This is a genomic window from Defluviimonas sp. SAOS-178_SWC (genome assembly GCF_039830135.1).
GTDB lineage: Bacteria > Pseudomonadota > Alphaproteobacteria > Rhodobacterales > Rhodobacteraceae > Albidovulum.
Window position 1 is genome coordinate 2654615 of the sequence record NZ_CP156081.1, and the last position, 21638, is coordinate 2676252.

Here is a 21638-nt window from a genome sequence, read left to right on the forward strand (position 1 = left end):
CTTCGCCGGGAACATTCCCTTCGCCGGCTCCGACCCTTATCTTGAAGGCAGGAGCGCCGCCGACATGACCGTCACTTTCGACAATTCCTATTCCCGCTTGCCGGACAGGTTCTTCGTCCGGATGCAGCCGGCCGCCGTCGCGGAACCGGGACTGATCGCCGTGAACGCCCCCCTTTCCCACAGGCTCGGCCTCGACCCCGATCTGCTGGCGCAGCCTGACTGGGTCGCCATATTCGCCGGCAATGCCGTGCCTGACGGTGCCGCGCCGCTGGCACAGGCTTATGCCGGGCACCAGTTCGGCGGCTGGGTGCCGCAACTCGGCGACGGGCGGGCCCTGCTTCTGGGCGAGGTCGTCGCCCCCGACGGGCGCCGCTTCGACATCCAGCTCAAGGGATCGGGGCCGACCGCGTTCTCGCGCCGGGGCGACGGGCGCGCCTGGATCGGGCCGGTCCTGCGCGAATACATCGTCTCGGAGGCGATGGCGGCGCTCGGCGTCCCGACGACAAGGGCGCTGGCCGCTGTCACCACGGGTGAAGTTGTCTGGCGCGAGACGGCCCTTCCCGGTGCGGTCCTCGCGCGGGTCGCGTCCAGTCATATCCGCGTCGGCACCTTCCAGTATTTCGCGGCGCGCGGCGATAGCGAGGCGCTGCGCCTTCTCGCCGACCACGTCATCGCCCGCCACTATCCCGACGCCGAAACCCCGCTCGATCTGCTCGACAGGGTCGTGGCGGCGCAGGCGCGGCTGATCGCGCGGTGGATGAGCCTTGGCTTCATCCACGGGGTGATGAACACCGACAACATGGCGATCTCGGGCGAGACGATCGACTACGGGCCCTGCGCCTTCATGGACGCCTACCACCCCGAAAAGGTCTTTTCCTCCATCGACCAGTTCGGCCGCTACGCCTTTAACAACCAGCCCCAGATCGCCCTTTGGAACCTGGCGCAGTTCGCTTCCTGCCTTCTGCCGCTGATGGGCGAGGAAGGCCCGGCCATCGAGGCCGCCACCGCGTCGATCAACCGCCTGCCGGAGATCTACGGGGACGAATGGCTGCGCCTCTTCCGCGCCAAGATCGGGCTTGCGACGGAAGAGCCCGGCGACCGTGCGCTGATCGAGGCGCTCTTGTCCCGGATGGCCGAGGGCCGCGCGGATTTCACCCGCACCTTCCGGGGCCTCGCCGAGGGCACCGCCGCCGCCGAATTCGCCGCGCCCGACGCGTTCGAGGGATGGGCGACGGACTGGCAGGCGCGGCTGGCGCGCGAGGCGGATCCCAAAGCTACGCTCGCCACGGCGAACCCGGCCTACATTCCCCGCAATCACCGGGTGGAGGAGGCGATCCGCGCCGCCGTCGCGGGCGATTTCGACCCGTTCCACCGGCTGAATGCCGTCCTCGCGCACCCGTTCGAGCGCTGCCCGGAAGCCGAAGGCTACGACGCGGCCCCCGGCGAAGGCGAAGTCGTCACCCGCACCTTTTGCGGCACCTGATCAGCGGCGGAACTTGCGGAAGAAGCGGCGATTGGCGTGGACGAATTCCTGCAAGACGCCTGTGAGTCCGCCGAATTCCTGCTCCTTGAGGTACAGGTATCCCACCGTCGCACCAAGCCCTGCGCCGATCGTATCGACGATCAGATCCCACATCGTGTCGACAAGCCCGGTCTTCTGCATGTTCAGCCCGAAAAGCTGATCCATCGCGAATTCGAAGATTTCCCAGACCGTGCCGATCGAAAGGGCGAAACAGAAGCTGACGAAAGCGACGCCCCAGGCCGGCGCGGCGTAGCGGTCGCCTTCGAACAACATGAAGACGAAGAGAAATCCGATCAGCCCGAAGGCCAGCGCCGACCCGCCATGCAGCGCGATGTCCCACCACCAGAACCGGTTGTAGAAATCGAAGGCCTCGCCGAGGAAGATCGTCGCGAAGACGAAGATCACGATCCAGCCGAAGAACCGGACCGGAAGCCGGATGTCGAAGCGGCGCTGGAAGAGGACCGGCAGCAGGGACAGGCCGAACGTCGCGACGGAGACGAAGGCAAGCGACCAGCGCGCCGTGACCAGCGCCACGACGAAGGCCACGGCCAGCACCGTCCAGATCGCCTGGACGACGAGAGGTTGGCGGCGGAGGCGCTGAAACCACATGGCGCCAAGCTAGACCTCCGCAATCGGTGCTTCAACCCCGCCTCCGGAATGCATAAATCTGTCACATGAACGTTCGTCTCGCCTCCTACAACGTCCATAAATGCGTCGGTCTCGACCGGTTGCGGATCCCCGAGCGCGTGATCGCAGTCGTCAATGCGCTCGACGCTGACATCGTCGCCTTGCAGGAGGTCGACCTCCGGCTGCCGCCCCGTCCCACCGCCCTGCCCTACGCGCTGATCGAACAGGAAACCGACTTCGGCATCCTGCCGTTCGCGCTGGACGGGCCGAGCCTTGGCTGGCACGGGCAGACCATCCTTGTCCGCAAGGGAATCTCGGTCGACAAAATCCGCCGTATCGCCCTGCCGGGGCTGGAGCCACGCGGCGCGATCCTGGCCGAGATCTCGTCCCGGGCGGGGCCGTACCGGGTCGTCGGCGTGCATCTGGGTCTCATCCGCCGCTACCGCTCCATGCAGCTTGCCGCGATCCGTGCGGCGATCGGCCGGCGGGGAGAGATGCCGACCGCCATCCTCGGCGATTACAACGACTGGACGGCGCGCGGCGGGGCCGAGGCGCTTGGCCCCGGCTTCCGGCTCCACGCGCCCGGCCGCAGCTACCCCGCCGCCGGCCCGATCGGCGCGCTCGACCGCATCGCGCTCAGCGACGGGCTGCACATGTCCCGGGCCGGCGTCTTCGGCGGTACCCCGGCGCGGGTCGCGTCGGACCATCTGCCGATCTGGGCCGACATCCGGATCGAGACCGCCCGCTGATCGGCATGCCGCCGGCCGATCCGCTTGCCCCTTGCCTCCTCTTGCGCCGCGCGGTAATCAGCGAACCATGCGGGTGTAGCTCAATGGCAGAGCAGAAGCTTCCCAAGCTTACGACGAGGGTTCGATTCCCTTCACCCGCTCCACTCCTGTGACGACCGTTTCTTGCAAACCAACTGCACGAGGAGACCTTCGATGAAACTGACATACCTAGCGACCGCTGTCTTTCTCGCGATGACGGTGCCGGCTTTTGCGACGCAATGTCCGGGGCTCATGAAGCAGATCGACGAAGCGATGGCGACGACGACCGCCGATGACGCCACCAAGGCCCAGGTCATGGAGCTTTACGAGAAAGGCAAGGCCGCGCACGAGGCCGGCGACCACGCCACGTCAGAGGCCGATCTGGGTGAGGCGCTGAAGCTGCTCGGCGGCTGACCGGCGCTCGCGTTTCCGCTTCCCTCGACCTTCCGCACTGGTTAGGACATGTCCGAACCCGGTCACAGGAAAGGACGAGGTATGAGCGGAATTACCAGAATTGAAATTGGCAAGCGCATGTCGAATGCGGTGATCCATGGTGGCGTCGCCCGGCTCGCCGGTATCGTCGGCGAACCGGGCGGTGACGTCACGCAGCAGACGAAGGATTGCGTGGCCGAGATCGACCGGCTTCTCGCGCTGGCAGGTTCGGACAAGACGCGGATTCTGCGCGCGCAGATCTGGCTTGCCGACATCAACCGCGATTTCGCGGCGATGAACGCGGTCTGGGACCAGTGGGTTCCCGAAGGACACACGCCGGCCCGCGCGACCGGTGAGGCGAAGCTCGCCACGCCGGACTATCTTGTCGAGATCATCATCGACGCGGCCGTCGCCTGATCGCGGGCCCGCGGCCCGTCAGAGGGCCGCGACCATCACGCAGAGCATCTCGAACATCAGCGAGGCGCCGAGCCACGCGGTGCCGCCGGTCGGGTCGACCGGCGGCGACACTTCGACGAGATCGGCGCCGACGATCTTCAGCCCGGCGCATTCGCGCACGACCTGCATCGCCTGATAGGCGTTGGGCCCGCCCCATTCAGGTGTCCCGGTCCCCGGCGCGACCGAAGGGTCGACGAAGTCGATATCGTAGGACATGTAGGCGGGCGCTGTCCCGACGATCTCGCGCGCTTCGGCCATGACGTCAGGGACGCCGCGGTCGAAGAATTCCTCGATCGTGACGATACGGATGCCGTTCGCCTTGGCGAAATCGCGGTCGGCACTGTCGTACATCGTGCCCCGGATGCCGATCTGGATCATCCGCTTCGGGTCGAGCAGCCCCTCCTCGACGGCATTCCGGAACGGGTTGCCATGGGTCAGCGTCTTGCCGCCGAAATAGGCCGGGAAGAGGTCGGTATGGCTGTCGAAATGCACGAGGCCCAAAGGTGTGTCGCGGGCGATGCCGCGCAGGACCGGAAGCGTGCAGAGATGATCGCCCCCCGCGCTCAGCGGCCGGATGCCCTTGGCCTTCAGGCCCGCGAAGGCGCGTTCGAACCGGTCGAGCGTATCGGGCCCGTCCACCGGGTTCGGGCCGATATCGCCGAGATCGGCGCAGTTCGCGGCCGCGAACGGCCGAAGGCCGGTCACCGGATGCTGGGCGCGGATCATCGTGGAATAGTCGCGCAGCTGGCGCGGCCCGTGCCGGGGGCCGGGCCGGTTCGAGGTGCCGCCGTCCCAGGGCAGACCGACAAGTCCGATCTGCACGTCCGATTCGCGCGGATGGCCCGGCGTCACATGCGGAAGCCGCATGAAGGTCGGGATCCCCGCGAAACGCGGCAGCTCCATCCCCGAGATCGGTTGAAAAAATGCATCGGCCATGACTGGTCCCCCTGTTTTCGGGGCGAGCTTAGCGGTGGCGAGGGAAAGGTAAAGCGGGCGCCGTAATCAGGCTTCCAGTTCCGCGTCCCAATAGAGGAAATCGGCCCAGCTGTCGTGCAGGTAGTTCGGCGGGAACCGCCGGCCGGCGCGCTGCATGTCCTCGGCCGAGGGCGCGCGCGGCGCCTTGCGCAGCGACATGCCCGATTGTTTCAGAGACTTGTTCGCCTTCCGCAGGTTGCAGGGCGAACATGCGGCAACGACATTGTCCCAACTCGTCACCCCGCCGCGCGAGCGCGGCAGGACATGGTCGAAGGTCAGGTCACCCCGCGATCCGCAATACTGGCAGCAGAATTCGTCCCTGAGAAAAAGATTGAAGCGCGTGAAGGCCACGCGCTTCTGGGGTTTGACGTAGTCTTTCAGGACGACCACCGACGGTATCCTGAATTCCGCGTGTTGCGAGTGCACCACCGCGTCGTATTCGGCCGCCACGATCACCCTGTCGAGGACGGCGGCCTTGATCGCCTCCTGCCACGGCCAGAGCGACAGAGGATAATAGGAGAGCGGGCGGAAATCGGCGTTCAGGACCAGAGCCGGGTAGTGCTTCAGCACCGAAGGCTCCCGGACGAAGGTCGTCCTGAAATCGTCCTGATGAACCCTGTCCAGCATCAAAGACTCCGTCCTCGCCCTGTCTGTCCACCGACACCAAAGGCGGGAGCACCCGCCCCTGCTTATCCACAACTATATCTGGCGCATTCTCACTGGCAAGCCCCGCTATATGCGATAGGGTAGTATCGCGGCAAAGTGACAGGGGAATGACGAAAATGTCGGCGCCCGCGATCCTCGGCACGCTGGAAAGCGCGCTCTACACGGATGATCTGGACGCGGCCGAGCGGTTCTATGCGGGCACGCTCGGGCTAAAGGTCGTGACCCGGCAGGCCGGACGGCACGTCTTCTTCCGCGTCGGGGGGGCGATTCTCCTGGTCTTCGATCCGCGTGCCACGGCGCATCCGCCGCGCCCGGATGCCAGGATCCCGGTGCCGGCGCATGGTGCGAATGGGCCGGGACATTTCTGTTTCTCGGTCGCCGCCGAAGCCCTGGACAACTGGCGCCGCCATCTGGAGGCCGCCGGAATCGAGATCGAGGCCGACTTTCGCTGGCCGAATGGTGCAAGGTCGATCTATGTCCGCGATCCGGCGGGCAATTCCGTGGAGTTCGCGGAACCAGCCCTCTGGGCCTGACGGCCCGGCGCCGGTCGCTGTCAGGCCGCCGGCAGCCGCTCGCTCAGAAATGCCAGCGCCACCGACAGCCCGTCGGGCGCGATCCCGTGACCGGTGCCCTGCATGACATGGCCATAGGTCTCGAACCCCGCTGAGGTCAGGGCCTGCCCCGCGAGGCTCATGTCGGCGAAGGGCACCATCGGATCCTGATCGCCGTGGACCAGAAGCACCGGCGGCTTCGACACCGCCTCGGCCGCGAGCCGATCCGGCTGGAGGAGCCGCCCGGAAAAGGCGACGAGCCCGGCGACCGGCGCGGGGCGGCGCGGCAGGACATGAAGCGCCATCATCGTGCCTTGCGAGAAGCCCACGATGGCGAGACGGTCGGGCGTCATCCCCTCAGCGGCGAGCTGCGCGTCGAGGAAGGCGTTGAGGTCTTCCGACGACCGGCGCAGCCCCTCTGCCGCCGCCACCTCGGACGACCCGTCGAGCCAGGGGATCGGGAACCATTGCCGGCCGAAGGGATTTCCCGCGCAGGGTTCGGGCGCGTCGGGCGCGACGAAGACGGTGCCGGGCATGTGCGGCGCCAGCGGATCGGCGAGGCCGAGAAGATCCGCGCCGTCGGCGCCATATCCGTGCAGAAAGATCACGAGCGAACTCGCCTTCCCCGACCGGGCCGGTTTCCGGCCGAATTTGAGTTCCCGCGTCACCTGATACCCTCCCGGCTGCGCCTCACGCGGTAGTAGGCCCAGAGCGCGCGGGCCGCAACCGCCCTCCACGGGCTCCACTCCAGCGACATTTCGCGAAGGGCGCGCTCGGACGGACGCTCCGGCAAATCGAAGAGCAGCCGCGCCGCCTCCTGCAAGGCAAGATCGCCCGGCGCGAAGACGTCGGCCCGGCCGAGCGAGATCAGCGCATAGACCTCGGCCGTCCAGCGGCCGATGCCGGGCAATGCGGTCAGAATGGCGATCACCTCCTCATCGGGGCATTCCTTGAGCGCGTCATAGTCGATACCGGCCCGCGCCAGAGCATGGGCGTAGCGGATCTTTTGACGCGACAGCCCGCAGGCGCGCAGATCGTCCTCCGACGCTGCCGCCACGGCGCCTTCCGTCACCAGCCCGGCCGCGTCCATCCGCGCCCAGAGGGCGGCGGCCGAGGCGGTGGAGACCTGCTGGCCGAGAATCGCGTCGAGGAGTGCGGCGAAGCCGTCCGGCCGCCGCCGCAGCGGCAAGGGGCCGGTTTCGTCGAGAAGCGCCGCGAAACGCGGCTCGCGCAAGGCGAGCCATGCGGCCCCTTCGGCGACGCAAGCCCCGGTCTCGATGATCCGGCCCGGCATCGGCGCTCAGACCGGCAGATCGCCGGGCGGGTGGCGCAAGAGCCGCGCCATCGCGTCGAGCGCGCGGGCGAACTCCGCCTCGGTCGAGGACCCGTCGAGCGCGATGCGCACCGCGTTCGGCGAATGGCTGTCGATCAGCGCGTATTCGTCCGCCGACCGCACCAGAACGCCCTCCGTCTCCGCCTCTCGCACGAAGGTGGAGGCGCGCCAGCCGTTCGGCATCTTCAGCCACACGAAGGCGAGGCCCTTCTGCCAGGCGATATCGAACGTGCCGAGGATGTTCAGCGTCATCTCGAGCCGGTGCGCGAAAACCTCCTGCACGCGGTCGCGGAGGCGCTCCGCCTCACCCGAGGCGAAAAGCCCCATCATCAGGTCGACGATCGGGCGGGCCAGGCCGAAATAGGAATGCTGCGCGGCCAGGCGCGCCGGTTCGCCCTGCCCGGTCGGACAGACGATGCAGCCGAACCGAAGCCCCGCCGCGAGCGATTTCGAGATCGAGGTGATATGCCAGGTCCGTTCCGGCGCGAGGGCGCGGAGCGAGGGCGCGCTGGCGATCCCCACCGAATAGCAGTCATCCTCGATGATCTGGAGGTCGTGATGGCGGGCGACGGCGACGATCTCGGCCCGCCGCTCCATCGGCATCCGCACGGTTGTCGGGTTCTGCGCCTCGGTCGTGACACAGACGATGCGGGCGCCGGTGCGCCGGCAGGCGTCGTCGAGCGCCTCGGCGGAAAGGCCCGCGCCGTCGATCATCACCGGCACGATCTCGGCCCGATTCAGGCGAGCAGCGTGGCGGAAGCCGGGATAGGCGAGTTCTTCGAGAATCACATGCGGTCGCGCGCCCTTGAGGCAGCATTGCAGGGCAAGCCCAATGGCGTTTTGTCCACCTTGTGTCAGTACAATATCATCCGCCCCGAACGCCCCGAGGTTTCGGTCCGCAAGCCAGGCGACCAGAGCCGACCGCAAATCCCGGTCGCGTTTCAGACCCGGATAGCCGAGATAGTCGAACCGACCGGCATCCGAGAGCCGCCGGTAGATCGCCGAAAAGGCCTCGTTCTGGCCCACTTCCGGCAATCGCGGGCTCCGCAGGTCCGCAGGGCCAACCCCCTCTGCCGCATCCTCGCGCGGCCGGGTCGGCGTTTCGAGTATAAGCGCCTGGGATGCCCCAAATTTCGGGTGCGTCGCGGCAACGAAGGTCCCGCGCCCGACAGCCGCCTCCAAGAGGCCCTCCTGGGTCACGATCTGGTAGGCGCGGGCAACCGTGCCGGGCGTCATACCCAGCCGCCAGGCAAGATCCCGGACCGGAGGGAGCCGCTCGCCCTTCTCGAGCCCGCCGGTCCGCACCGCCTCGCGCAAGGCGCGGGTGAGCGCCAGATACTTCGGACCGTCAAAGCGGGAAAGGTCGGGCTGCCAAATTGTATCCGCCACAATGTACCTCTGGAACAGGCGTCGCGCGCATTGTAGGAATACACTTACCGAAATGACGAATTTGTATCAATACAAAAGGTGCGCCATGACCCATGCCGCAAGAACTGCCCCGAAACTGCATCTCCCGTCCGGCCGCCTGACGGCGCGGGCAACCGTCGCGCAGCTGGGCCGCCTTGTGAACGAATGGTCGGGCCGCCGCCGCAGCCGGCTCGCGCTGTCCCGTCTCGATGATCGCCTGGTGCGCGATATCGGCCTCGACAGAGCCCTCTGCGAAGACGAGGCGCTGCGCCCGTTCTGGCGTTAATGCAGGGTCCTGACCATCCCCGACGGACCCTCATCCTCGGCCGGGCCCTGCCCGGCCGTTTTTTTCACTCGGCATGATGCGCGCGCACCCCCGGAACGGTCGAAGCATTCGCGACCGTGGCATCAACGGATCACCGGCGATCGTGCCGCGAAGTCCGGGCGGGGCGTGACCCGCGCGGCGGATCAGGCCGCGATTGCCTCGATCGCGATCGACCGCCGCTTCAACTCCGAGAGAAGCGCCGGCAGAACCCGCGTCTGGTCGACCGCATAGCGCAGGACCTCGCCGATCGTGTGATCGGCCGCCTGGGTCCGGACACGCCAGATCATGCGGCGGGCAACGCCATCGTCATAGACGATCTCGAACGCACCCGACGGCACCTTGCGAAAGCCAAGGAAATCGAAGCCCCCGTGGGAGCTGTGGTAGGACTGGAGGGGCATTTTTCTGCTCTGTTGTCTGCCTCAATGGCGCGACCATGCTCCGGCGCCCGCCGCCCCGTCAATCCGGTCGCTCACACATCCGCGTGAGCGAGTCCGCGCGGCAACAGGGCAAAAATCCCCTTGTTTCAAACGAAAAGGGCGCGCCCGGCAGGCGCGCCCAAGATCTTGCGGTCAGTCCGGAACCGGACGCGATATCAGCGCTTCGAGAACTGGAAGGACCGGCGGGCTTTCGCCTTGCCGTATTTCTTCCGCTCGACCACGCGGCTGTCGCGGGTCAGGAAGCCGGCCGCTTTCAACGCCGGGCGAAGGCTCGGCTCATAAAGCTGGAGCGCGCGGCTGATTCCGTGCTTCACCGCACCGGCCTGGCCCGAAAGCCCGCCGCCGGCAACCGTGGCCATCACGTCGAACTGGCCTTCGACATTGGCGACCTGGAACGGCTGGCGCAGGATCATCTGCAGCACCGGGCGCGCGAAGTACTTCGAATAATCGATGTACTCGCCCTTGTTGTTGCGGATCAGGAACTTGCCCGAACCCGGCTTGATCCAGACGCGGGCGACCGCGTCCTTGCGTTTGCCGGTGGCATAGGACCGGCCGAGCGCGTCACGCTTCGGTTCGCGCGGGGCGTCCATCGCTTCGACAGCGGCGGGGGTGCCCGACACGGCCGATTTCAGATCGTCGAGAGACTTGATTTCGTCGGCCATGCTCATGCGCTCCGGGTGTTCTTCGGGTTCATCGACTTGACGTCGAGGACTTCGGGCGACTGCGCCTCATGCGGATGCTCGGCCCCGGCATAGACGCGCAGATGGGTCATCTGCTGCTTGCCGAGCCGGTTGCGGGTGATCATGCGTTCCACCGCTTTTATCACCACCCGCTCGGGGTGGGCACCGTCGAGCACCTGCTCGGCCGTGCGGAACTTGATCCCGCCCGGATGGCCGGTGTGCCAGTAATAGCGCTTGTCGGCGCGCTTGTTGCCGGTCATCTGCACCTTGTCGGCGTTGATGACGATCACGTTGTCGCCCATGTCCATGTGCGGCGTGAAGGTCGCCTTGTGCTTGCCACGGAGGCGATTGGCGACGATCACGGCGAGGCGGCCCAGAACGACGCCCTCGGCGTCGATCAGGATCCACTTCTTCTCGATCTCCGCCGGTTTCGCGGTATAGGTTTTCATCGGTTGCCCTTCGAGTTCGGGAGCGGAATGGGCACCACGAGGGCACCCGAATTCGGATGCTGGCTTTTCCAGTATTCGCCCCGCCCCGTCAAGGGCTTTGCGTCACAAGAAATCGTTTGTTTTCATTGACTTGCAATAACGGTATTAATTTACCCCATAATTTCCTCTGCGATCCGACCTGATACACCCTGCAGCCGGCCCCGATCGGGTACATGCCCCAGCCAGTGGATTCTAGCGCCGGGGCGGAATCGAATAGGTCATGTTGGCCCGCGCGACCGGCTCCTCCTGCCCGTCCGAGCGGATGAGAACGTCTCCGACCGCCAGAACCCGCCCAAGTTTCAGGAGCCGCGCGGTCCCGATCAGGTCCACGCCGGCCGCGGGCTTGCGCAGGAAATCGACGCCGGAACTCGTCGTCACCGCCAGTGCGACCGGGCCGATCCGCGCGAGAATCGCGAGATAGACGGCGACATCGGCCAAAGCGAAGATCGACGGGCCCGAAACGGTGCCGCCCGGCCGAAGGTGCCGCTCTGCCACCTTGAGACGCATCACGATGCCGTCCTCCGTCAGGCGCTCGATCGCGAAGTCGTCGCAAACCTGCGGGAATTCCCGCGCAATGAAGGCCGACAAGTCCGCCTGTGTCATTATCGCCCGCATCTTCACTCTCCGCTGTCGCCGGCCTAGACTTCCCCGAACCGGAGGGAATGACAAGATGAGCAACGACCTGCTTTTGCGCACCGACGAGGACGCTATCGCGACGCTGACACTGAATGCGCCGGCCAGTCTCAACGCTTTGTCGGACGCGATGCTCGCCGCGCTGAAGGCGGAGTTCGGCCGGCTTTCGGAAGACAAGGGCATCCGCGTCGTGATCCTGAAAGGCGCGGGCAAGGCCTTCTGCGCCGGCCACGACCTGAAAGAGATGCAGCGCGGACGTGAAGCCGAGGACAAGGGCCGGGCCTATTTCTTCGATCTCTTCGCGCGCTGCGCCGAGGTCATGCAGATGATCCCCGCCCTGCCCCAGCCGGTGATCGCAGAGGTGCACGGCATCGCGACGGCTGCCGGATGCCAGCTCGTCGCCTCCTGCGACATGGCGGTCGCGGCCGAGGGCACGCGCTTCGGTGTCAACGGGGTCAATATCGGACTCTTCTGCTCGACCCCGATGGTCGCGCTGTCGCGCAACGTGCCCCGCAAGATCGCGTTCGAGATGCTGACGACCGGCCAGTTCATCGATGCGGCCCGCGGCTGCGAGGTCGGTCTCATCAACAAGTCGGTGCCGGCCGAAAGCCTCGCCACCGAAACCCGAGCTTTGGCCGGGATCGTGGCCAAGAAACTCACCGACGCCGTCAAGATCGGCAAGCGCGCCTTCTACGACCAGGTCGAGATGACGCGGGCCGAGGCCTACGACTATGCGGCCCAGGTCATGGTCGAGAACATGCTCTGGCGCGATACGGACGAAGGTATTTCGGCCTTCCTCGAAAAGCGGCAGCCCGACTGGGCCTGATCGCCTTCTTCTTCTCGGAAATACTTCGGAGGCCCGGGGGGCAGCGCCCCCCCCTGGGTATCAGATCCCGCGCGTCCGAAGCCAAAGCGCCATACCGAGCGCCCCGAGCGCGAAGACCAGTGTCACCGACAGAAGAAGCGTGACGCCCCCCGCCCCGATCAGAAGCGCGCCGAGGAACGGCGCGGCGGCCGACGCCGTCAATGGCGCCATCGCCAGGGCTCCGCTCATGGCGCCGAAATTCTCCTGACCGAGCGCCTCGGCGGTCAGAAGCGGCCTCAGGATCGACTGCACGCCAATGGAAGCGCCCTGGCAGACCGCATAGACCAGAAACAGCGCGACCTGACCGGTGGCGATCAAGAGGGTGAAGCTCGCCAGGCTCATGCCGATGGCGATGGCGCGGGCGGCGGCGCCTGCGTGAATCCGCGCGCCGCCCAGCATCAAGAGAACGCGCCCCGCCACCTGCATGGGCCCGACGGTCGAGGCAACAAGGACCGCTACGGCCGCCGCCGCCCCCCGCTCGGTCAGGATCAGCAGGGCGAAGGTCGTCAGCATCATGTGGTTGCCCATCAAAAGCCCGAAGAACCCTGCAAGCGCCCAGAACTCCGGCTTGCGGAGCACCGCGCGGACCGCCCCCTTCGGCGTCGCCACCACGGGACCGCCGCGCCGCTCGCCCCGCCGCATGTAGCGCACGCCGAAGATGTTGGCCGGCAACGTCACCAGAAGTTCCACCGCCGCGAAGACGAGGATCGCGCCGCGCCAGCCGAAGGTCGCGCCCGTCCAGGCGCCGAGCGGAAAGGCGAAGGTGGAGGCGAAGCCCGCCACCAGCGTCACCCGGATGATGCCCTTGCGCGCCTCCGGGCCAAGCCGTCGGGTCAGGAAGGAAAAGCAGGTCTCGTAAAGGCTCGCCGCCTGCGCGACGCCGATAACGATCCAGAGGACATACCAGAGCCAGAGCGCGGTCACTTGCGACAGAAGGACAAGGCAGAGCCCGCCAAGCACCGCCGCCCCGCCAAGGAGCGACCCGCCATAGCCCTTGTCGACGAGGCGCCCGGAGAACGGCGCCAGAACCGCCTGGGTCAGAAGTGCACAGGTCGGCCCGAGCGCAAGCTCGGCCCGCGTCCAGCCGCTGCCGTCCTCCAGCGAGAGGATGATGGCGCCGAAGATGTAGATGAGCGCGGCGAAGCCCGCAGTCTGGCCGATCGCGAGAAACCAGACGCCAAGGCTTTCGTCGCGCGACATCCGGTCAGAGCCCGTAGATCGCCCGGAACTTCCCTTCGAGGTAGTCGAGAAGCGGCGCCTCGGACGGCGCGAAACCGCAGGCGCGCTCGATCACCTCGGCAGGTTTGTAGAGCCCGCCGAAACGCTGCACCTTCGCGCGCAGCCACTCCGTCGCCGGGCGCCCATCGCCCTTCGCCAGCGCATCGTCGAGGTCGGGGATGTCCGCCCTGAGCGCTTGGTGCAGGCAGCCCGCATAGACATTGCCAAGGGAATAGGTCGGGAAGTAGCCGAAAAGGCCGACCGACCAATGAACATCCTGCAACATTCCATGCGCCGGTTTGTCGACAGAAACACCGAAATCCTTCACAAATCGAACATTCCACGCCTCTTCAAGGTCGGCAACCTCGAGCCTGTCGCCAAAGAGCGCGCGCTCGAGGTCGAAGCGCATCATGATGTGCAGGTTGTAATGGACCTCGTCCGCCTCGGTGCGGATGAAGCCGGAGCCGACCCGGTTGACCGTGCGGTAGAACTCGTCCGGCGAGGCGATGCCGTGATCGCCGAAGACCGCATGCATCTGCCCGTGCAGCCAGCCGGTGAAGGCGCGGCTGCGGCCAAGCTGGTTCTCGTAGATCCGGCTCTGGCTTTCATGCACGCCCATCGAGACGCCCTGTCCGAGCGGCGTGAAGAGATGGGACTGGTCGATGCCGAGTTCGTAGGTCGCGTGGCCGACCTCGTGGATCGTCGAATAGAAGCAGTTGAACGGATCGCTCTCGACCACCCGCGTGGTGATCCGCGCGTCGTTGCCGGAGCCGGAGGAGAAAGGATGCACGGCAAGGTCGAGACGGCCCCGGTTCCAGTCGTAACCGAACGCCGTCGCGAGATCGCGGGCGAGGCCGAGCTGGCGCGCCTCTGCGAAATGGCCCCGAAGCGGCGCGGGTGGGTTCGCCGCGCCAAGCACCGCCTCGCGCAGGGCGACAAGGCGCGGGCGCATCCGGTCGAACATCGCGGCGAGTCCCTCTGCCGTCGCCTCGGGCTCGTAATCGTCGACCAGCGCGTCGTAGGCGTTGCCGCCGCCGAACCCGGCGGCGGCCAGCGCCTGGCCCTTTTCGCGCATCAGTTCCACGACCTTATCCAGCGTCGGCAGGAAATGCGCCACGTCGTTCTTCGCCCGCGCCTCCGCCCAGATGCCCTGCGCGACGCTCGTCACCCGCGCGATCTCGGACGCCAGACGCGCGGGCACCGCCGCATTCCGGCCATAGGCCCGGCGGATGAGGGCGAGCGACCGCGCACCCGCCGCGTCCGGCGCCTCGGCCTTCTCCAGCCAGTCGCCGACGCGCGGATCGGTGCGGCGGGAATGCAGCACGCCCTCGATCGCCGCCATTTCCTCGCCGCGCTGCTCGGCCGCGCCGTCGGGCATCACGGTTTCCTGGTCCCAGCCGAGCCGGCCGGCGATCTGGCTCAGCGCCTCGGTGTCGCGCTGGAAGGCCATGAGGTCGGTGAATGCGGTCATGAGCGGCTCCGGATCGATTGGACAACGGGATATTGCGCGCGGTGGCGGGCGCGCAGGATCAGCACCCAGACCACGAGCGCGCCCAGCTGGTGGGCGAGGCCAAGCGCCAGCGGCGCGGCGTGCAGAACCGTGACGATGCCGAGGACGACCTGGCCGAACATCATGGCGGCCATCCAGTCGAAGGCGGTTTTCGTCACCGGATGGGCGGAGCGCCGCCCCTTGCGCCAGACAACCACCGCGAAGGCGAAGAGAAGGTAGCCCGACATCCGGTGGACGAATTGCACGAGGCCCGGATTCTCGAAGAAGGCGAGCACGGCCGGCCCGCCCTCGGGCAGGTAGAACGCGTCCGCCGGAAAGAAGCTTTCCCCCATCAGCGGCCAGGTCGGAAAGGCACGGCCGGCGTCGATCCCGGCCACCAGCGCGCCGAGCAGGATCTGCAGGAAGGCGAAATGCATGAGGCCGGTGGAGAGCGAGAAGAGCTTTGCCTCGCGCGAGCGCCGGGCCTGCAACAGCGCGGATTCCGTCCGCGACAGCGAGAGCATGTCCCAGGCGATCAGCCCGAGGATCGCGAAGGCGAGGCCGAGATGGACCGCCAGCCGGTAGGAGGCGACATCGACCATACGGCCCGTGAGTCCGGAGGAGACCATCCACCAGCCGATCGCGCCTTGCAGCCCGCCGAGCGCGCCGAGGCCGAGAAGGCGCCCCGTCCATCCGGTCGGAATCCGCTTCGTCGCCCAGAAGAAGACGAAACCGGCCGCCCAGACGAGGCCGATGACCCGGCCGAGCTGCCGGTGCCCCCACTCCCACCAGTAGATCGACTTGAAAGCGTCGAGGTCCATCCGGTGGTTCTGAAGCTGGAATTCCGGGCTCGCCTGGTATTTCGCGAATTCCGACTGCCAGTCGGCCTCGTTCATCGGCGGCAGGGCGCCGGTGACGGGCCGCCATTCGGTGATCGAGAGGCCACTGTCGGTGAGCCGGGTCAGCCCCCCCACCGCGATCATCGCCACGACGAGGGCGAAAAGCACCGCAAGCCAGATCCGGATCGCGCCGCGCGCGCCGCCCCGACCCCGGTCGATCATGCCGCCCTTCGGCGCCTCGGCGGGCTTCGTCCCGGCCCCGACCTCTTCGAAGATGCTGCGTTTCTCAGCCATCCGCCCCTCCCGCTTCGCGCCGCGGACACTAGGCCCGGGGCCGGGGAGCTTCAAGAGTGGGCGCGCCGGAGAGGCGTTTTGCCCCGGCCCGCGCGACCCGGCCCGCCCTATCCGTCCCGCTTGCGCAGGATCTGCCTGAGGACGCCGTGGAGCGTCTGCACATCGGCGCGGGTCAGCGGCATCCGGCTCCAGAGGTTGCGAAGGCTGAGCTTCATGCTCTCTTCCCGCGTGGCCGGGAAGAAGTACCCGGCCTCTTCCAGCCGCTCCTCGTAGTGATCACCGAGCTTCCCGATCTCGATTGCGGTCGCAAGCTCCGTCCCGGCAAGCTCCAGGACCTCGGCCGGTGTCGTGTCTCCCTGCCGCCGCCACTCGTAGGCGCAGAGTAGAACCGCCTGAGCAAGGTTGAGCGAGGCGAAGTCGGGGTTCACCGGCACCGAGATGATCGCGTTCGCACGCGACACGTCGTCGTTCTCCAGCCCCGCGCGTTCCGGACCGAAAAGAACCGCGACCTTCTGGCCCGAGGCCGACAGGGCCCGCGCATGCTCCATCGCCCGTTCCGGCGTCATCACCGGCTTCGTCAGGTCGCGCGCGCGCGCCGTCGTGGCGAAGACATAGGCGCAGTCGACGATCGCCTCCGGCAGCGTCGGAAAGACGCCGGCATGGTCGAGCACCCGCCCCGCCGCCCCCGAGGCCATCGCGACGGCGCGCGGGTTCGGCCAGCCGTCGCGCGGATCGACGAGCCGCATGTGGCTCAGCCCGAAGTTCAGCATCGCGCGCGCGGCCGCGCCGATATTCTCGCCCATCTGCGGGCGGACGAGGACGATGGCGGGCTGAAGGTCGGACATCCGTGCGTTTCCTGAAAGTGCGGGGCCTGATACGATGCCCACACCCATATCGCAAGGCGGCCGCATGCCCTGGGACGCAAGACCGGCGCAGTGCCTGCGCGACGATCTCGCCGCGCTGCCTGCCGGACACCGCCGCGTCCGACGATGCGCGGCGCGGGCGGCTCATGGCGATGGCGCTTGCCGTCGTCCGCGCGCTGCCGCCGAAATGAGCCTGCCCGTAGCCAAGCCGGAAAATCTGCGCTAAGGCCGCTTGCGCAGAGATATTCCGGAGCCTGACATGGCCAGCACCGACCGACCGCAGATCTACCTCATCACGCCGCCGGACTTCGGGCTGGAGACGTTTCCCGACCAGCTTGCCCGCCTCCTCGACGGGACCGAGATCGCCTGCATCCGGCTGGCGATGGCGGGATCGGACGCCGACAAGATCGGGCGTGCGGCCGACGCGCTCAGGCTCGTCGCGCATGAGCGCGATGTGGCGCTGGTGGTCGAGACCCATGTGCAGATCGCCGAGCGCCACGGGCTCGACGGCGTGCATCTGACCGACGGCGCCCGCAATGTCCGCGCCGCGCGCAAGGTGCTCGGCGCCGATGCGATCGTCGGCGCGTTCTGCGGCGACTCGCGACATGAAGGCATGAATGCGGGGGAATCGGGGGCGGATTACGTGGCATTCGGCCCGGTCGGCGACCTGCCCCTCGGGACCGGAACGAAGGCGGATCGCGACCTCTTCGCCTGGTGGTCGGAGATGATCGAGGTTCCGGTCGTCGCCGAAGGCGGGCTGACGCCGACCTTGATCACCGACCTTGCGCCCGTCAGCGATTTCCTGGGCATCGGCACCGAGATCTGGTCGGGCGAAGACCCGCTGGCCGCTCTGAAGGCCCTTCTGGCGCCCCTCGGCTGAGCACTGCCGCTCAGCCCTGGTAGCCTTCCCCCAAGGTCTGGCGCACGGTGCCGCGCACCGCGTCTTCGCAGTAGCGCGCGAGGTCCTTGCGCGACGCGAACGCATCGACGCTGACCGGCGCGTGGAAGGTGATCTCGACACTGCCCTGCCGCCACTGCGCGAGCGTCTTGATGAGGTGGGCGCCGAAGCTCATGTCGCCCCACCAGCCGTAGAAACGCTCACTGCGCCCCTCCGGCGCGCGGTAGATCACGCTGACCGGCTGGATCTGCATCTCGTGATCGAGACCGTGGCTGTAGAACGCGGCAAACAGCGTCGACTTGAACGGCAGAACCCTCAGCCCGTCGGTCGAGGTGCCCTCGGGGAAGAAGAGGAGCTTGTGCCCGGCCCGGATCCGCGCTTCGAAAAGCGCCTGCTGCTCTTTCGCGGCCTTAGGGTCGCGGGCGATGAAGGCGGTTCCGGTCGCCCGCGCAAGCCAGCCGATCAGCGGCCAGCCCGCGACTTCGGATTTCGAGACGAAATAGACCGACTGGCAGGCATTGAGCGAGAAGATGTCGAGCCAGGAGGCATGGTTCGCGACGACGGCCCCGGGCTGGCGCATCGGCCGGCCCGTGACCCTGTAGCGCATCCCCATGATCGGAAAGGCGAGGCGGCAGACCGCGCGGGTGACGTGCGGGGAGACCGGCCTGTCGAGCCCGGCCAACGGGCGCTCCACCAGCCGCACCGCGAGAAGCACCAGAAGGCCGCCATAGGTCACGGTCCCGAGGGCCGCCCCGCGCGTCAGCGCCAAGATCCACCCCGCCGGCCCGATCCGCACCTTGTCGCCGGAATCCTCGGCGCGCCAGGTGGTCACGCCCGCGCCTCGTGCTTGCGGGTATAGAATCCCCGGTGGCGCGCGCTCATGGCCGCGGTGTCCATCAGCAGGCAGACATCGGTCGTGTTGAACTCCCGGTCGATGAAGGCGCCCTCGCCGACGAACCCGCCGAGCCGCAGATAGGCCTTGATCAGCGCCGGCATGGCCACCATCGCTTCGCGCCGGTCGAGCGCATCCGCCGGGATCAGGTCCATGCGCTGGAAATGCGACGGGAGCGCGCGGACCCGCAACGCCTCCGGCGCGAGATGGTGATGGTGGAGCCACGACAGCGGCACTTTCAGCGCCTCGATATCGGTGCCGTGAAAACTCGCGACGCCGAAGAGAACCTCGATCCCGTTATCGAGCACGTAGTCGGCCAGCGCGTTCCACAAAAGGAACATCGCGGTGCCGCCCCGGTACTCCGCATCGACGCAGGAGCGGCCAAGCTCCAGAAGCCGCCGGCCCGAGGCGCGAAGCGGCCCGAGGTCGTATTCGCCGTCGCAATAGAAGCGCCCGAACCGCTCCGCCTGTTCGCTGCGCAAGAGCCGGTAGACGCCGACAACATGATCGCAGGCGGCTGCGTCGCGCGTCGTGTCGATGAGGACAAGGTGATCGTTCACGGGATCGAAGTCGTCGCGCTCGAAGCGGCGGGCATGGTCGACCAGCGGGCCGTCGCCGCCAAGCTCCTCGACAAAGACCCGGTAGCGCAGACGCTGGGCTGCCAGGAAATCGGCTTCGGAAGCCGCGAGACGGACCTGAAACTGGCTGCTGTCGGGGGTCATGTCCGGCGCTTTGATCCGCGTCCCATCGAATGTCCGCGGTTTTATGCGGCGGTCCGGCCATTTGCAACCGGTTGACTCGAGCTCCGCCGCGTTGACACTACCTTACGTTGCTTTTAACTTCATTATATCGCGTTAAAGTTATTCATCAGGATCAATGATCAGGATCAGTTCCACCCGTGACCCGTCTATGACGACCTTGCCCGCATGTTCGAAATTCACGGTGATCCGCGTTCCGATCCGCGTACTGGACCTGTCCAAGCCCCCAGTCCGTCTCGCCCGGATGGCGCACCAGCATGCCCGGTTCGAGGATCTCGTTCACGCGCCGCCTCCAGCACCAAGGATAGATAATGTCATCCGACCAACCTGACGTGATCGCGCTTCTCGGCTCGCGCATCTGCCATGACCTTATCAGCCCGTTGAGCGCGATCGGCAATGGGGTGGAGTTGTTGATGATGTCGGGTACTGTTCCGGGACCCGAACTTGCCCTGATTTCGGAAAGCGTAACCAATGCCAACGCCCGCATCCGCTTTTTCCGCATCGCCTACGGCGCGGCCAGCCCCGGCCAAAGCGTCGTACGGTCCGAAATCCGCTCCATCCTCGACGACATGACGCGCGGCGGGCGGCTGTCGATCGACTGGCAGGCGCCGGGCAATGCCGCGCGGATCGAGGTGAAACTCGCCTTCCTCGCGTTGCAATGCCTTGAAACCGCACTTCCCTATGGCGGCCGGGTGACGATCGCGGCCGATGGCGATGCCTGGCGGATCGGCGCGGAGGCCGCTAAGATGAAGGTCGACGAAAATCTCTGGTCGCGGCTCACCGCGCCCGCGTCCGGGGCCGAGGTGGCGGCCGCCCATGTCCAGTTCCTGCTCTTCCCGGCGGAGCTTGCGCGACAGGGACGCAGGCTCACGCTGCAAATGTCCGAACCCCGGATCGCGATGCGATACTGAGCGCTTCGGGTTCGTGTTGCCCCGGTCCGCGCTCAGGCGCGGACGGTGCCGTCCCCGGTGACGAGATACTTGAAGCTGGTGAGCTGTTCGGCTCCGACCGGCCCGCGCGCGTGAAGCTTGCCCGTGGCGATGCCGATCTCCGCCCCCATGCCGAATTCGCCGCCGTCGGCGAACTGGGTGGAGGCATTGCGCATCAGGATCGCGCTGTCGAGCCGCTCGAAGAACCGGGCGGCGGTCTCGTCGTTCTCGGTCAGGATCGCCTCGGTATGCTGGGAGCCATGGCGCCGGATATGGGCGATCGCCCCGTCCACCCCGTCGACGAGCTTCGCGGCGATGATCATGTCGAGGAACTCGCGGCCGAAATCCTCCGGCGCCGCCGGCACCGTGCCCGGCACTTCCAGCAGTTCGCCTTCGGTCCTGACCTCGACGCCCGCCTTGAGCAGGTCGGCGATCAGCACCGCCCCATGTTTAGCGTGGAACCGCCGGTCGATCAGCAGGCACTCGGCAGCCCCGCATATGCCGGTGCGCCGTGTCTTCGCGTTCAGGATCACCGCGCGCGCCTTCTCAAGATCGGCATCGCCGTCGGCATAGACGTGGCAGATGCCTTCGAGATGGGCAAAGACCGGCACCCGCGCCTCTTTCTGGACAAGGCCGACAAGGCCCTTGCCGCCCCTCGGCACGATCACGTCGATATGCGCGACCATCCGCAGCATTTCCGACACCGCCGCCCGGTCGCGGGTGGGCACCAGCTGGATCGCTGCCTCCGGCAGGCCCGCCTCTTTCAGCCCGGCCACGAGACAGGCATGGATCGCGCGCGAGGAATGGAAACTCTCCGACCCGCCGCGCAGGATCACGGCATTGCCGGACTTCAGGCACAGCGCCCCGGCATCGGCGGTCACGTTCGGCCGGCTTTCATAGATGACGCCGATGACACCAAGCGGCGTCCGCACCCGCTGGATATGAAGGCCCGAGGGCATATCCCATTCCGCCATGACCGCCCCCACCGGATCGGCCTGCGCGGCAACGGAGCGGAGCCCGCCGACAATCCCGCGAATCCGCGCCTCGTCGAGCATCAGCCGGTCCATCATCGCCGGCGACAGCCCCTTTTCGGCCCCGTAAGCGAGATCCTTCGCATTGGCCTCGACGATCTCCTGCCGGCGCGCCCAGACGGCCTCCGCGGCCGCGACCAGCGCGGCCTCTTTGCGGTCGGCCGGGGCAAAGCACAACTCCGCCGCCGCGGCTTTCGCCGTCGCGCCGATTTCCGCCATCAGCGCGGGAATGTCGCCCAGATCCTTCATCGCGCGCCCCTTCA

26 protein-coding genes, 1 tRNA gene and 1 pseudogene are annotated in these 21638 nt (G+C 67.1%); 10 read left to right on the top strand and 18 right to left on the bottom strand.

Annotated elements, in window-relative coordinates:
• Nucleotides 1–64: 64 nt before the first annotated feature.
• Nucleotides 65–1483, top strand: coding sequence for a protein adenylyltransferase SelO (locus tag V5734_RS13695; protein WP_347310201.1), 1419 nt, complete (start codon nt 65–67; stop codon nt 1481–1483).
• Here the strand turns inward: V5734_RS13695 and V5734_RS13700 are convergent, their stop codons facing one another.
• Complete coding sequence (locus V5734_RS13700) at nt 1484–2131, bottom strand: hypothetical protein (protein ID WP_347310202.1); 648 nt, start codon at nt 2129–2131, stop codon at nt 1484–1486.
• A 65-nt stretch (nt 2132–2196) separates the two neighbouring features.
• Here V5734_RS13700 and V5734_RS13705 point away from each other — a divergent pair, with 65 nt between their 5' ends.
• The 4 genes from V5734_RS13705 (at nt 2197) to V5734_RS13720 (ending at nt 3765) form a co-directional block, all read left to right on the top strand.
• Nucleotides 2197–2898, top strand: coding sequence for an endonuclease/exonuclease/phosphatase family protein (locus tag V5734_RS13705; RefSeq protein ID WP_347310203.1), 702 nt, complete (start codon nt 2197–2199; stop codon nt 2896–2898).
• Nucleotides 2899–2967: 69 nt separating this feature from the next.
• Nucleotides 2968–3041 (top strand) — tRNA-Gly (locus tag V5734_RS13710).
• A gap of 49 nt (nt 3042–3090) precedes the next feature.
• Nucleotides 3091–3330 (top strand): hypothetical protein, encoded by a 240-nt coding sequence (locus V5734_RS13715; RefSeq protein ID WP_347310204.1) that lies wholly within the window; start codon nt 3091–3093, stop codon nt 3328–3330.
• 81 nt (nt 3331–3411) lie between these two features.
• Entirely contained in the window at nt 3412–3765 is a 354-nt protein-coding gene (locus V5734_RS13720; RefSeq protein ID WP_347310205.1) for a RidA family protein, read from the top strand.
• An 18-nt stretch (nt 3766–3783) separates the two neighbouring features.
• Here V5734_RS13720 and V5734_RS13725 read toward each other — a convergent pair whose 3' ends face one another.
• Both V5734_RS13725 and V5734_RS13730 read right to left on the bottom strand, forming a co-directional pair.
• Nucleotides 3784–4740: an agmatinase gene (locus V5734_RS13725; RefSeq protein WP_347310206.1), complete on the bottom strand. Its 957-nt coding sequence runs from the start codon at nt 4738–4740 to the stop codon at nt 3784–3786.
• A 66-nt stretch (nt 4741–4806) separates the two neighbouring features.
• Complete coding sequence (locus V5734_RS13730) at nt 4807–5406, bottom strand: HNH endonuclease (RefSeq protein ID WP_347310207.1); 600 nt, start codon at nt 5404–5406, stop codon at nt 4807–4809.
• 155 nt (nt 5407–5561) lie between these two features.
• Here V5734_RS13730 and V5734_RS13735 point away from each other — a divergent pair, with 155 nt between their 5' ends.
• On the top strand, nt 5562–5978 hold the full coding sequence (locus tag V5734_RS13735) for a VOC family protein (RefSeq protein WP_347313637.1): 417 nt from the start codon (nt 5562–5564) through the stop codon (nt 5976–5978).
• Between the two features lie 20 nt (nt 5979–5998).
• Here the strand turns inward: V5734_RS13735 and V5734_RS13740 are convergent, their stop codons facing one another.
• From V5734_RS13740 to V5734_RS13750, 3 genes are read right to left on the bottom strand one after another with little or no spacing between them, the layout of a single operon-like run.
• Nucleotides 5999–6664, bottom strand: a complete 666-nt coding sequence (locus V5734_RS13740; protein WP_347310208.1) for an alpha/beta hydrolase — start codon at nt 6662–6664, stop codon at nt 5999–6001.
• The gene (locus tag V5734_RS13745; RefSeq protein WP_347310209.1) at nt 6661–7290 is read right to left on the bottom strand and encodes a DNA-3-methyladenine glycosylase family protein; all 630 of its coding nucleotides are present in this window, start codon (nt 7288–7290) and stop codon (nt 6661–6663) included. Before V5734_RS13745 ends, V5734_RS13740 begins: the two co-directional genes overlap by 4 nt.
• A gap of 6 nt (nt 7291–7296) precedes the next feature.
• Complete coding sequence (locus V5734_RS13750) at nt 7297–8718, bottom strand: PLP-dependent aminotransferase family protein (RefSeq protein WP_347310210.1); 1422 nt, start codon at nt 8716–8718, stop codon at nt 7297–7299.
• 85 nt (nt 8719–8803) lie between these two features.
• Here V5734_RS13750 and V5734_RS13755 point away from each other — a divergent pair, with 85 nt between their 5' ends.
• Nucleotides 8804–9022, top strand: a complete 219-nt coding sequence (locus tag V5734_RS13755) for a DUF1127 domain-containing protein (protein ID WP_347310211.1) — start codon at nt 8804–8806, stop codon at nt 9020–9022.
• Between the two features lie 182 nt (nt 9023–9204).
• Here V5734_RS13755 and V5734_RS13760 read toward each other — a convergent pair whose 3' ends face one another.
• The 4 genes from V5734_RS13760 to V5734_RS13775 form a co-directional block, all read right to left on the bottom strand.
• On the bottom strand, nt 9205–9459 hold the full coding sequence (locus V5734_RS13760) for a hypothetical protein (protein ID WP_347310212.1): 255 nt from the start codon (nt 9457–9459) through the stop codon (nt 9205–9207).
• A gap of 194 nt (nt 9460–9653) precedes the next feature.
• A complete protein-coding gene (gene rpsI / locus V5734_RS13765) occupies nt 9654–10160 on the bottom strand; it encodes a 30S ribosomal protein S9 (RefSeq protein WP_347310213.1) in 507 nt (168 codons plus the stop codon).
• A 2-nt stretch (nt 10161–10162) separates the two neighbouring features.
• Nucleotides 10163–10627 (bottom strand): 50S ribosomal protein L13, encoded by a 465-nt coding sequence (gene rplM / locus V5734_RS13770; protein ID WP_347310214.1) that lies wholly within the window; start codon nt 10625–10627, stop codon nt 10163–10165.
• 231 nt (nt 10628–10858) lie between these two features.
• Nucleotides 10859–11281: a PaaI family thioesterase gene (locus V5734_RS13775; protein WP_347310215.1), complete on the bottom strand. Its 423-nt coding sequence runs from the start codon at nt 11279–11281 to the stop codon at nt 10859–10861.
• Nucleotides 11282–11336: 55 nt separating this feature from the next.
• Between V5734_RS13775 and V5734_RS13780 the strand changes: the two genes are divergently transcribed.
• Nucleotides 11337–12125 (top strand): enoyl-CoA hydratase, encoded by a 789-nt coding sequence (locus V5734_RS13780; protein ID WP_347310216.1) that lies wholly within the window; start codon nt 11337–11339, stop codon nt 12123–12125.
• Between the two features lie 60 nt (nt 12126–12185).
• Here the strand turns inward: V5734_RS13780 and V5734_RS13785 are convergent, their stop codons facing one another.
• From V5734_RS13785 to V5734_RS13800, 4 genes are all read right to left on the bottom strand, one after another.
• The gene (locus tag V5734_RS13785) at nt 12186–13364 is read right to left on the bottom strand and encodes an MFS transporter (protein ID WP_347310217.1); all 1179 of its coding nucleotides are present in this window, start codon (nt 13362–13364) and stop codon (nt 12186–12188) included.
• 4 nt (nt 13365–13368) lie between these two features.
• A complete protein-coding gene (locus V5734_RS13790; protein ID WP_347310218.1) occupies nt 13369–14853 on the bottom strand; it encodes a carboxypeptidase M32 in 1485 nt (494 codons plus the stop codon).
• Nucleotides 14850–16004, bottom strand: coding sequence for a heme A synthase (ctaA, locus tag V5734_RS13795; RefSeq protein WP_347310219.1), 1155 nt, complete (start codon nt 16002–16004; stop codon nt 14850–14852). Before ctaA ends, V5734_RS13790 begins: the two co-directional genes overlap by 4 nt.
• A 107-nt stretch (nt 16005–16111) precedes the next feature.
• Entirely contained in the window at nt 16112–16849 is a 738-nt protein-coding gene (locus tag V5734_RS13800; protein WP_347310220.1) for an RNA methyltransferase, read from the bottom strand.
• Nucleotides 16850–17126: 277 nt separating this feature from the next.
• On the opposite strand from V5734_RS13800, the gene V5734_RS13805 reads away from it, so the two are divergent.
• The gene (locus tag V5734_RS13805) at nt 17127–17747 is read left to right on the top strand and encodes a thiamine phosphate synthase (protein WP_347310221.1); all 621 of its coding nucleotides are present in this window, start codon (nt 17127–17129) and stop codon (nt 17745–17747) included.
• Nucleotides 17748–17757: 10 nt separating this feature from the next.
• On the opposite strand, the gene V5734_RS13810 is transcribed toward V5734_RS13805, so the two are convergent.
• The 3 genes and pseudogenes from V5734_RS13810 to V5734_RS13820 all read right to left on the bottom strand — a co-directional run bounded on the left by V5734_RS13810 (nt 17758) and on the right by V5734_RS13820 (nt 19698).
• Nucleotides 17758–18597, bottom strand: coding sequence for a lysophospholipid acyltransferase family protein (locus V5734_RS13810; protein ID WP_347310222.1), 840 nt, complete (start codon nt 18595–18597; stop codon nt 17758–17760).
• The gene (locus V5734_RS13815; protein WP_347310223.1) at nt 18594–19379 is read right to left on the bottom strand and encodes a GNAT family N-acetyltransferase; all 786 of its coding nucleotides are present in this window, start codon (nt 19377–19379) and stop codon (nt 18594–18596) included. Before V5734_RS13815 ends, V5734_RS13810 begins: the two co-directional genes overlap by 4 nt.
• Nucleotides 19380–19517: 138 nt before the next feature.
• A pseudogene (locus tag V5734_RS13820) lies at nt 19518–19698 on the bottom strand (DUF3553 domain-containing protein).
• A gap of 28 nt (nt 19699–19726) precedes the next feature.
• Between V5734_RS13820 and V5734_RS13825 the strand changes: the two are divergent.
• A complete protein-coding gene (locus tag V5734_RS13825) occupies nt 19727–20326 on the top strand; it encodes a histidine phosphotransferase family protein (RefSeq protein WP_347310224.1) in 600 nt (199 codons plus the stop codon).
• Between the two features lie 32 nt (nt 20327–20358).
• On the opposite strand, the gene V5734_RS13830 is transcribed toward V5734_RS13825, so the two are convergent.
• Complete coding sequence (locus V5734_RS13830) at nt 20359–21624, bottom strand: glutamate-5-semialdehyde dehydrogenase (RefSeq protein WP_347310225.1); 1266 nt, start codon at nt 21622–21624, stop codon at nt 20359–20361.
• Nucleotides 21625–21638: the final 14 nt, after the last annotated feature.

Bases quoted from the DNA above. Each gene is read 5' to 3' on its own strand.
- V5734_RS13735 (WP_347313637.1), top strand. From the start codon at position 5,562: ATGTCGGCGCCCGCGATCCTCGGCACGCTGGAAAGCGCGCTCTACACG.
- V5734_RS13815 (WP_347310223.1), bottom strand. From the start codon at position 19,379: ATGACCCCCGACAGCAGCCAGTTTCAGGTCCGTCTCGCGGCTTCCGAA.
- V5734_RS13780 (WP_347310216.1), top strand. From the start codon at position 11,337: ATGAGCAACGACCTGCTTTTGCGCACCGACGAGGACGCTATCGCGACG.
- ctaA (WP_347310219.1), bottom strand. From the start codon at position 16,004: ATGGCTGAGAAACGCAGCATCTTCGAAGAGGTCGGGGCCGGGACGAAG.
- rpsI (WP_347310213.1), bottom strand. From the start codon at position 10,160: ATGGCCGACGAAATCAAGTCTCTCGACGATCTGAAATCGGCCGTGTCG.
- V5734_RS13775 (WP_347310215.1), bottom strand. From the start codon at position 11,281: ATGCGGGCGATAATGACACAGGCGGACTTGTCGGCCTTCATTGCGCGG.
- V5734_RS13730 (WP_347310207.1), bottom strand. From the start codon at position 5,406: ATGCTGGACAGGGTTCATCAGGACGATTTCAGGACGACCTTCGTCCGG.
- V5734_RS13725 (WP_347310206.1), bottom strand. From the start codon at position 4,740: ATGGCCGATGCATTTTTTCAACCGATCTCGGGGATGGAGCTGCCGCGT.
- V5734_RS13715 (WP_347310204.1), top strand. From the start codon at position 3,091: ATGAAACTGACATACCTAGCGACCGCTGTCTTTCTCGCGATGACGGTG.
- V5734_RS13790 (WP_347310218.1), bottom strand. From the start codon at position 14,853: ATGACCGCATTCACCGACCTCATGGCCTTCCAGCGCGACACCGAGGCG.
- V5734_RS13745 (WP_347310209.1), bottom strand. From the start codon at position 7,290: ATGCCGGGCCGGATCATCGAGACCGGGGCTTGCGTCGCCGAAGGGGCC.
- V5734_RS13720 (WP_347310205.1), top strand. From the start codon at position 3,412: ATGAGCGGAATTACCAGAATTGAAATTGGCAAGCGCATGTCGAATGCG.
- V5734_RS13800 (WP_347310220.1), bottom strand. From the start codon at position 16,849: ATGTCCGACCTTCAGCCCGCCATCGTCCTCGTCCGCCCGCAGATGGGC.
- V5734_RS13755 (WP_347310211.1), top strand. From the start codon at position 8,804: ATGACCCATGCCGCAAGAACTGCCCCGAAACTGCATCTCCCGTCCGGC.
- V5734_RS13830 (WP_347310225.1), bottom strand. From the start codon at position 21,624: ATGAAGGATCTGGGCGACATTCCCGCGCTGATGGCGGAAATCGGCGCG.
- V5734_RS13700 (WP_347310202.1), bottom strand. From the start codon at position 2,131: ATGTGGTTTCAGCGCCTCCGCCGCCAACCTCTCGTCGTCCAGGCGATC.
- rplM (WP_347310214.1), bottom strand. From the start codon at position 10,627: ATGAAAACCTATACCGCGAAACCGGCGGAGATCGAGAAGAAGTGGATC.
- V5734_RS13760 (WP_347310212.1), bottom strand. From the start codon at position 9,459: ATGCCCCTCCAGTCCTACCACAGCTCCCACGGGGGCTTCGATTTCCTT.
- V5734_RS13805 (WP_347310221.1), top strand. From the start codon at position 17,127: ATGGCCAGCACCGACCGACCGCAGATCTACCTCATCACGCCGCCGGAC.
- V5734_RS13825 (WP_347310224.1), top strand. From the start codon at position 19,727: ATGTCATCCGACCAACCTGACGTGATCGCGCTTCTCGGCTCGCGCATC.
- V5734_RS13705 (WP_347310203.1), top strand. From the start codon at position 2,197: ATGAACGTTCGTCTCGCCTCCTACAACGTCCATAAATGCGTCGGTCTC.
- V5734_RS13785 (WP_347310217.1), bottom strand. From the start codon at position 13,364: ATGTCGCGCGACGAAAGCCTTGGCGTCTGGTTTCTCGCGATCGGCCAG.
- V5734_RS13695 (WP_347310201.1), top strand. From the start codon at position 65: ATGACCGTCACTTTCGACAATTCCTATTCCCGCTTGCCGGACAGGTTC.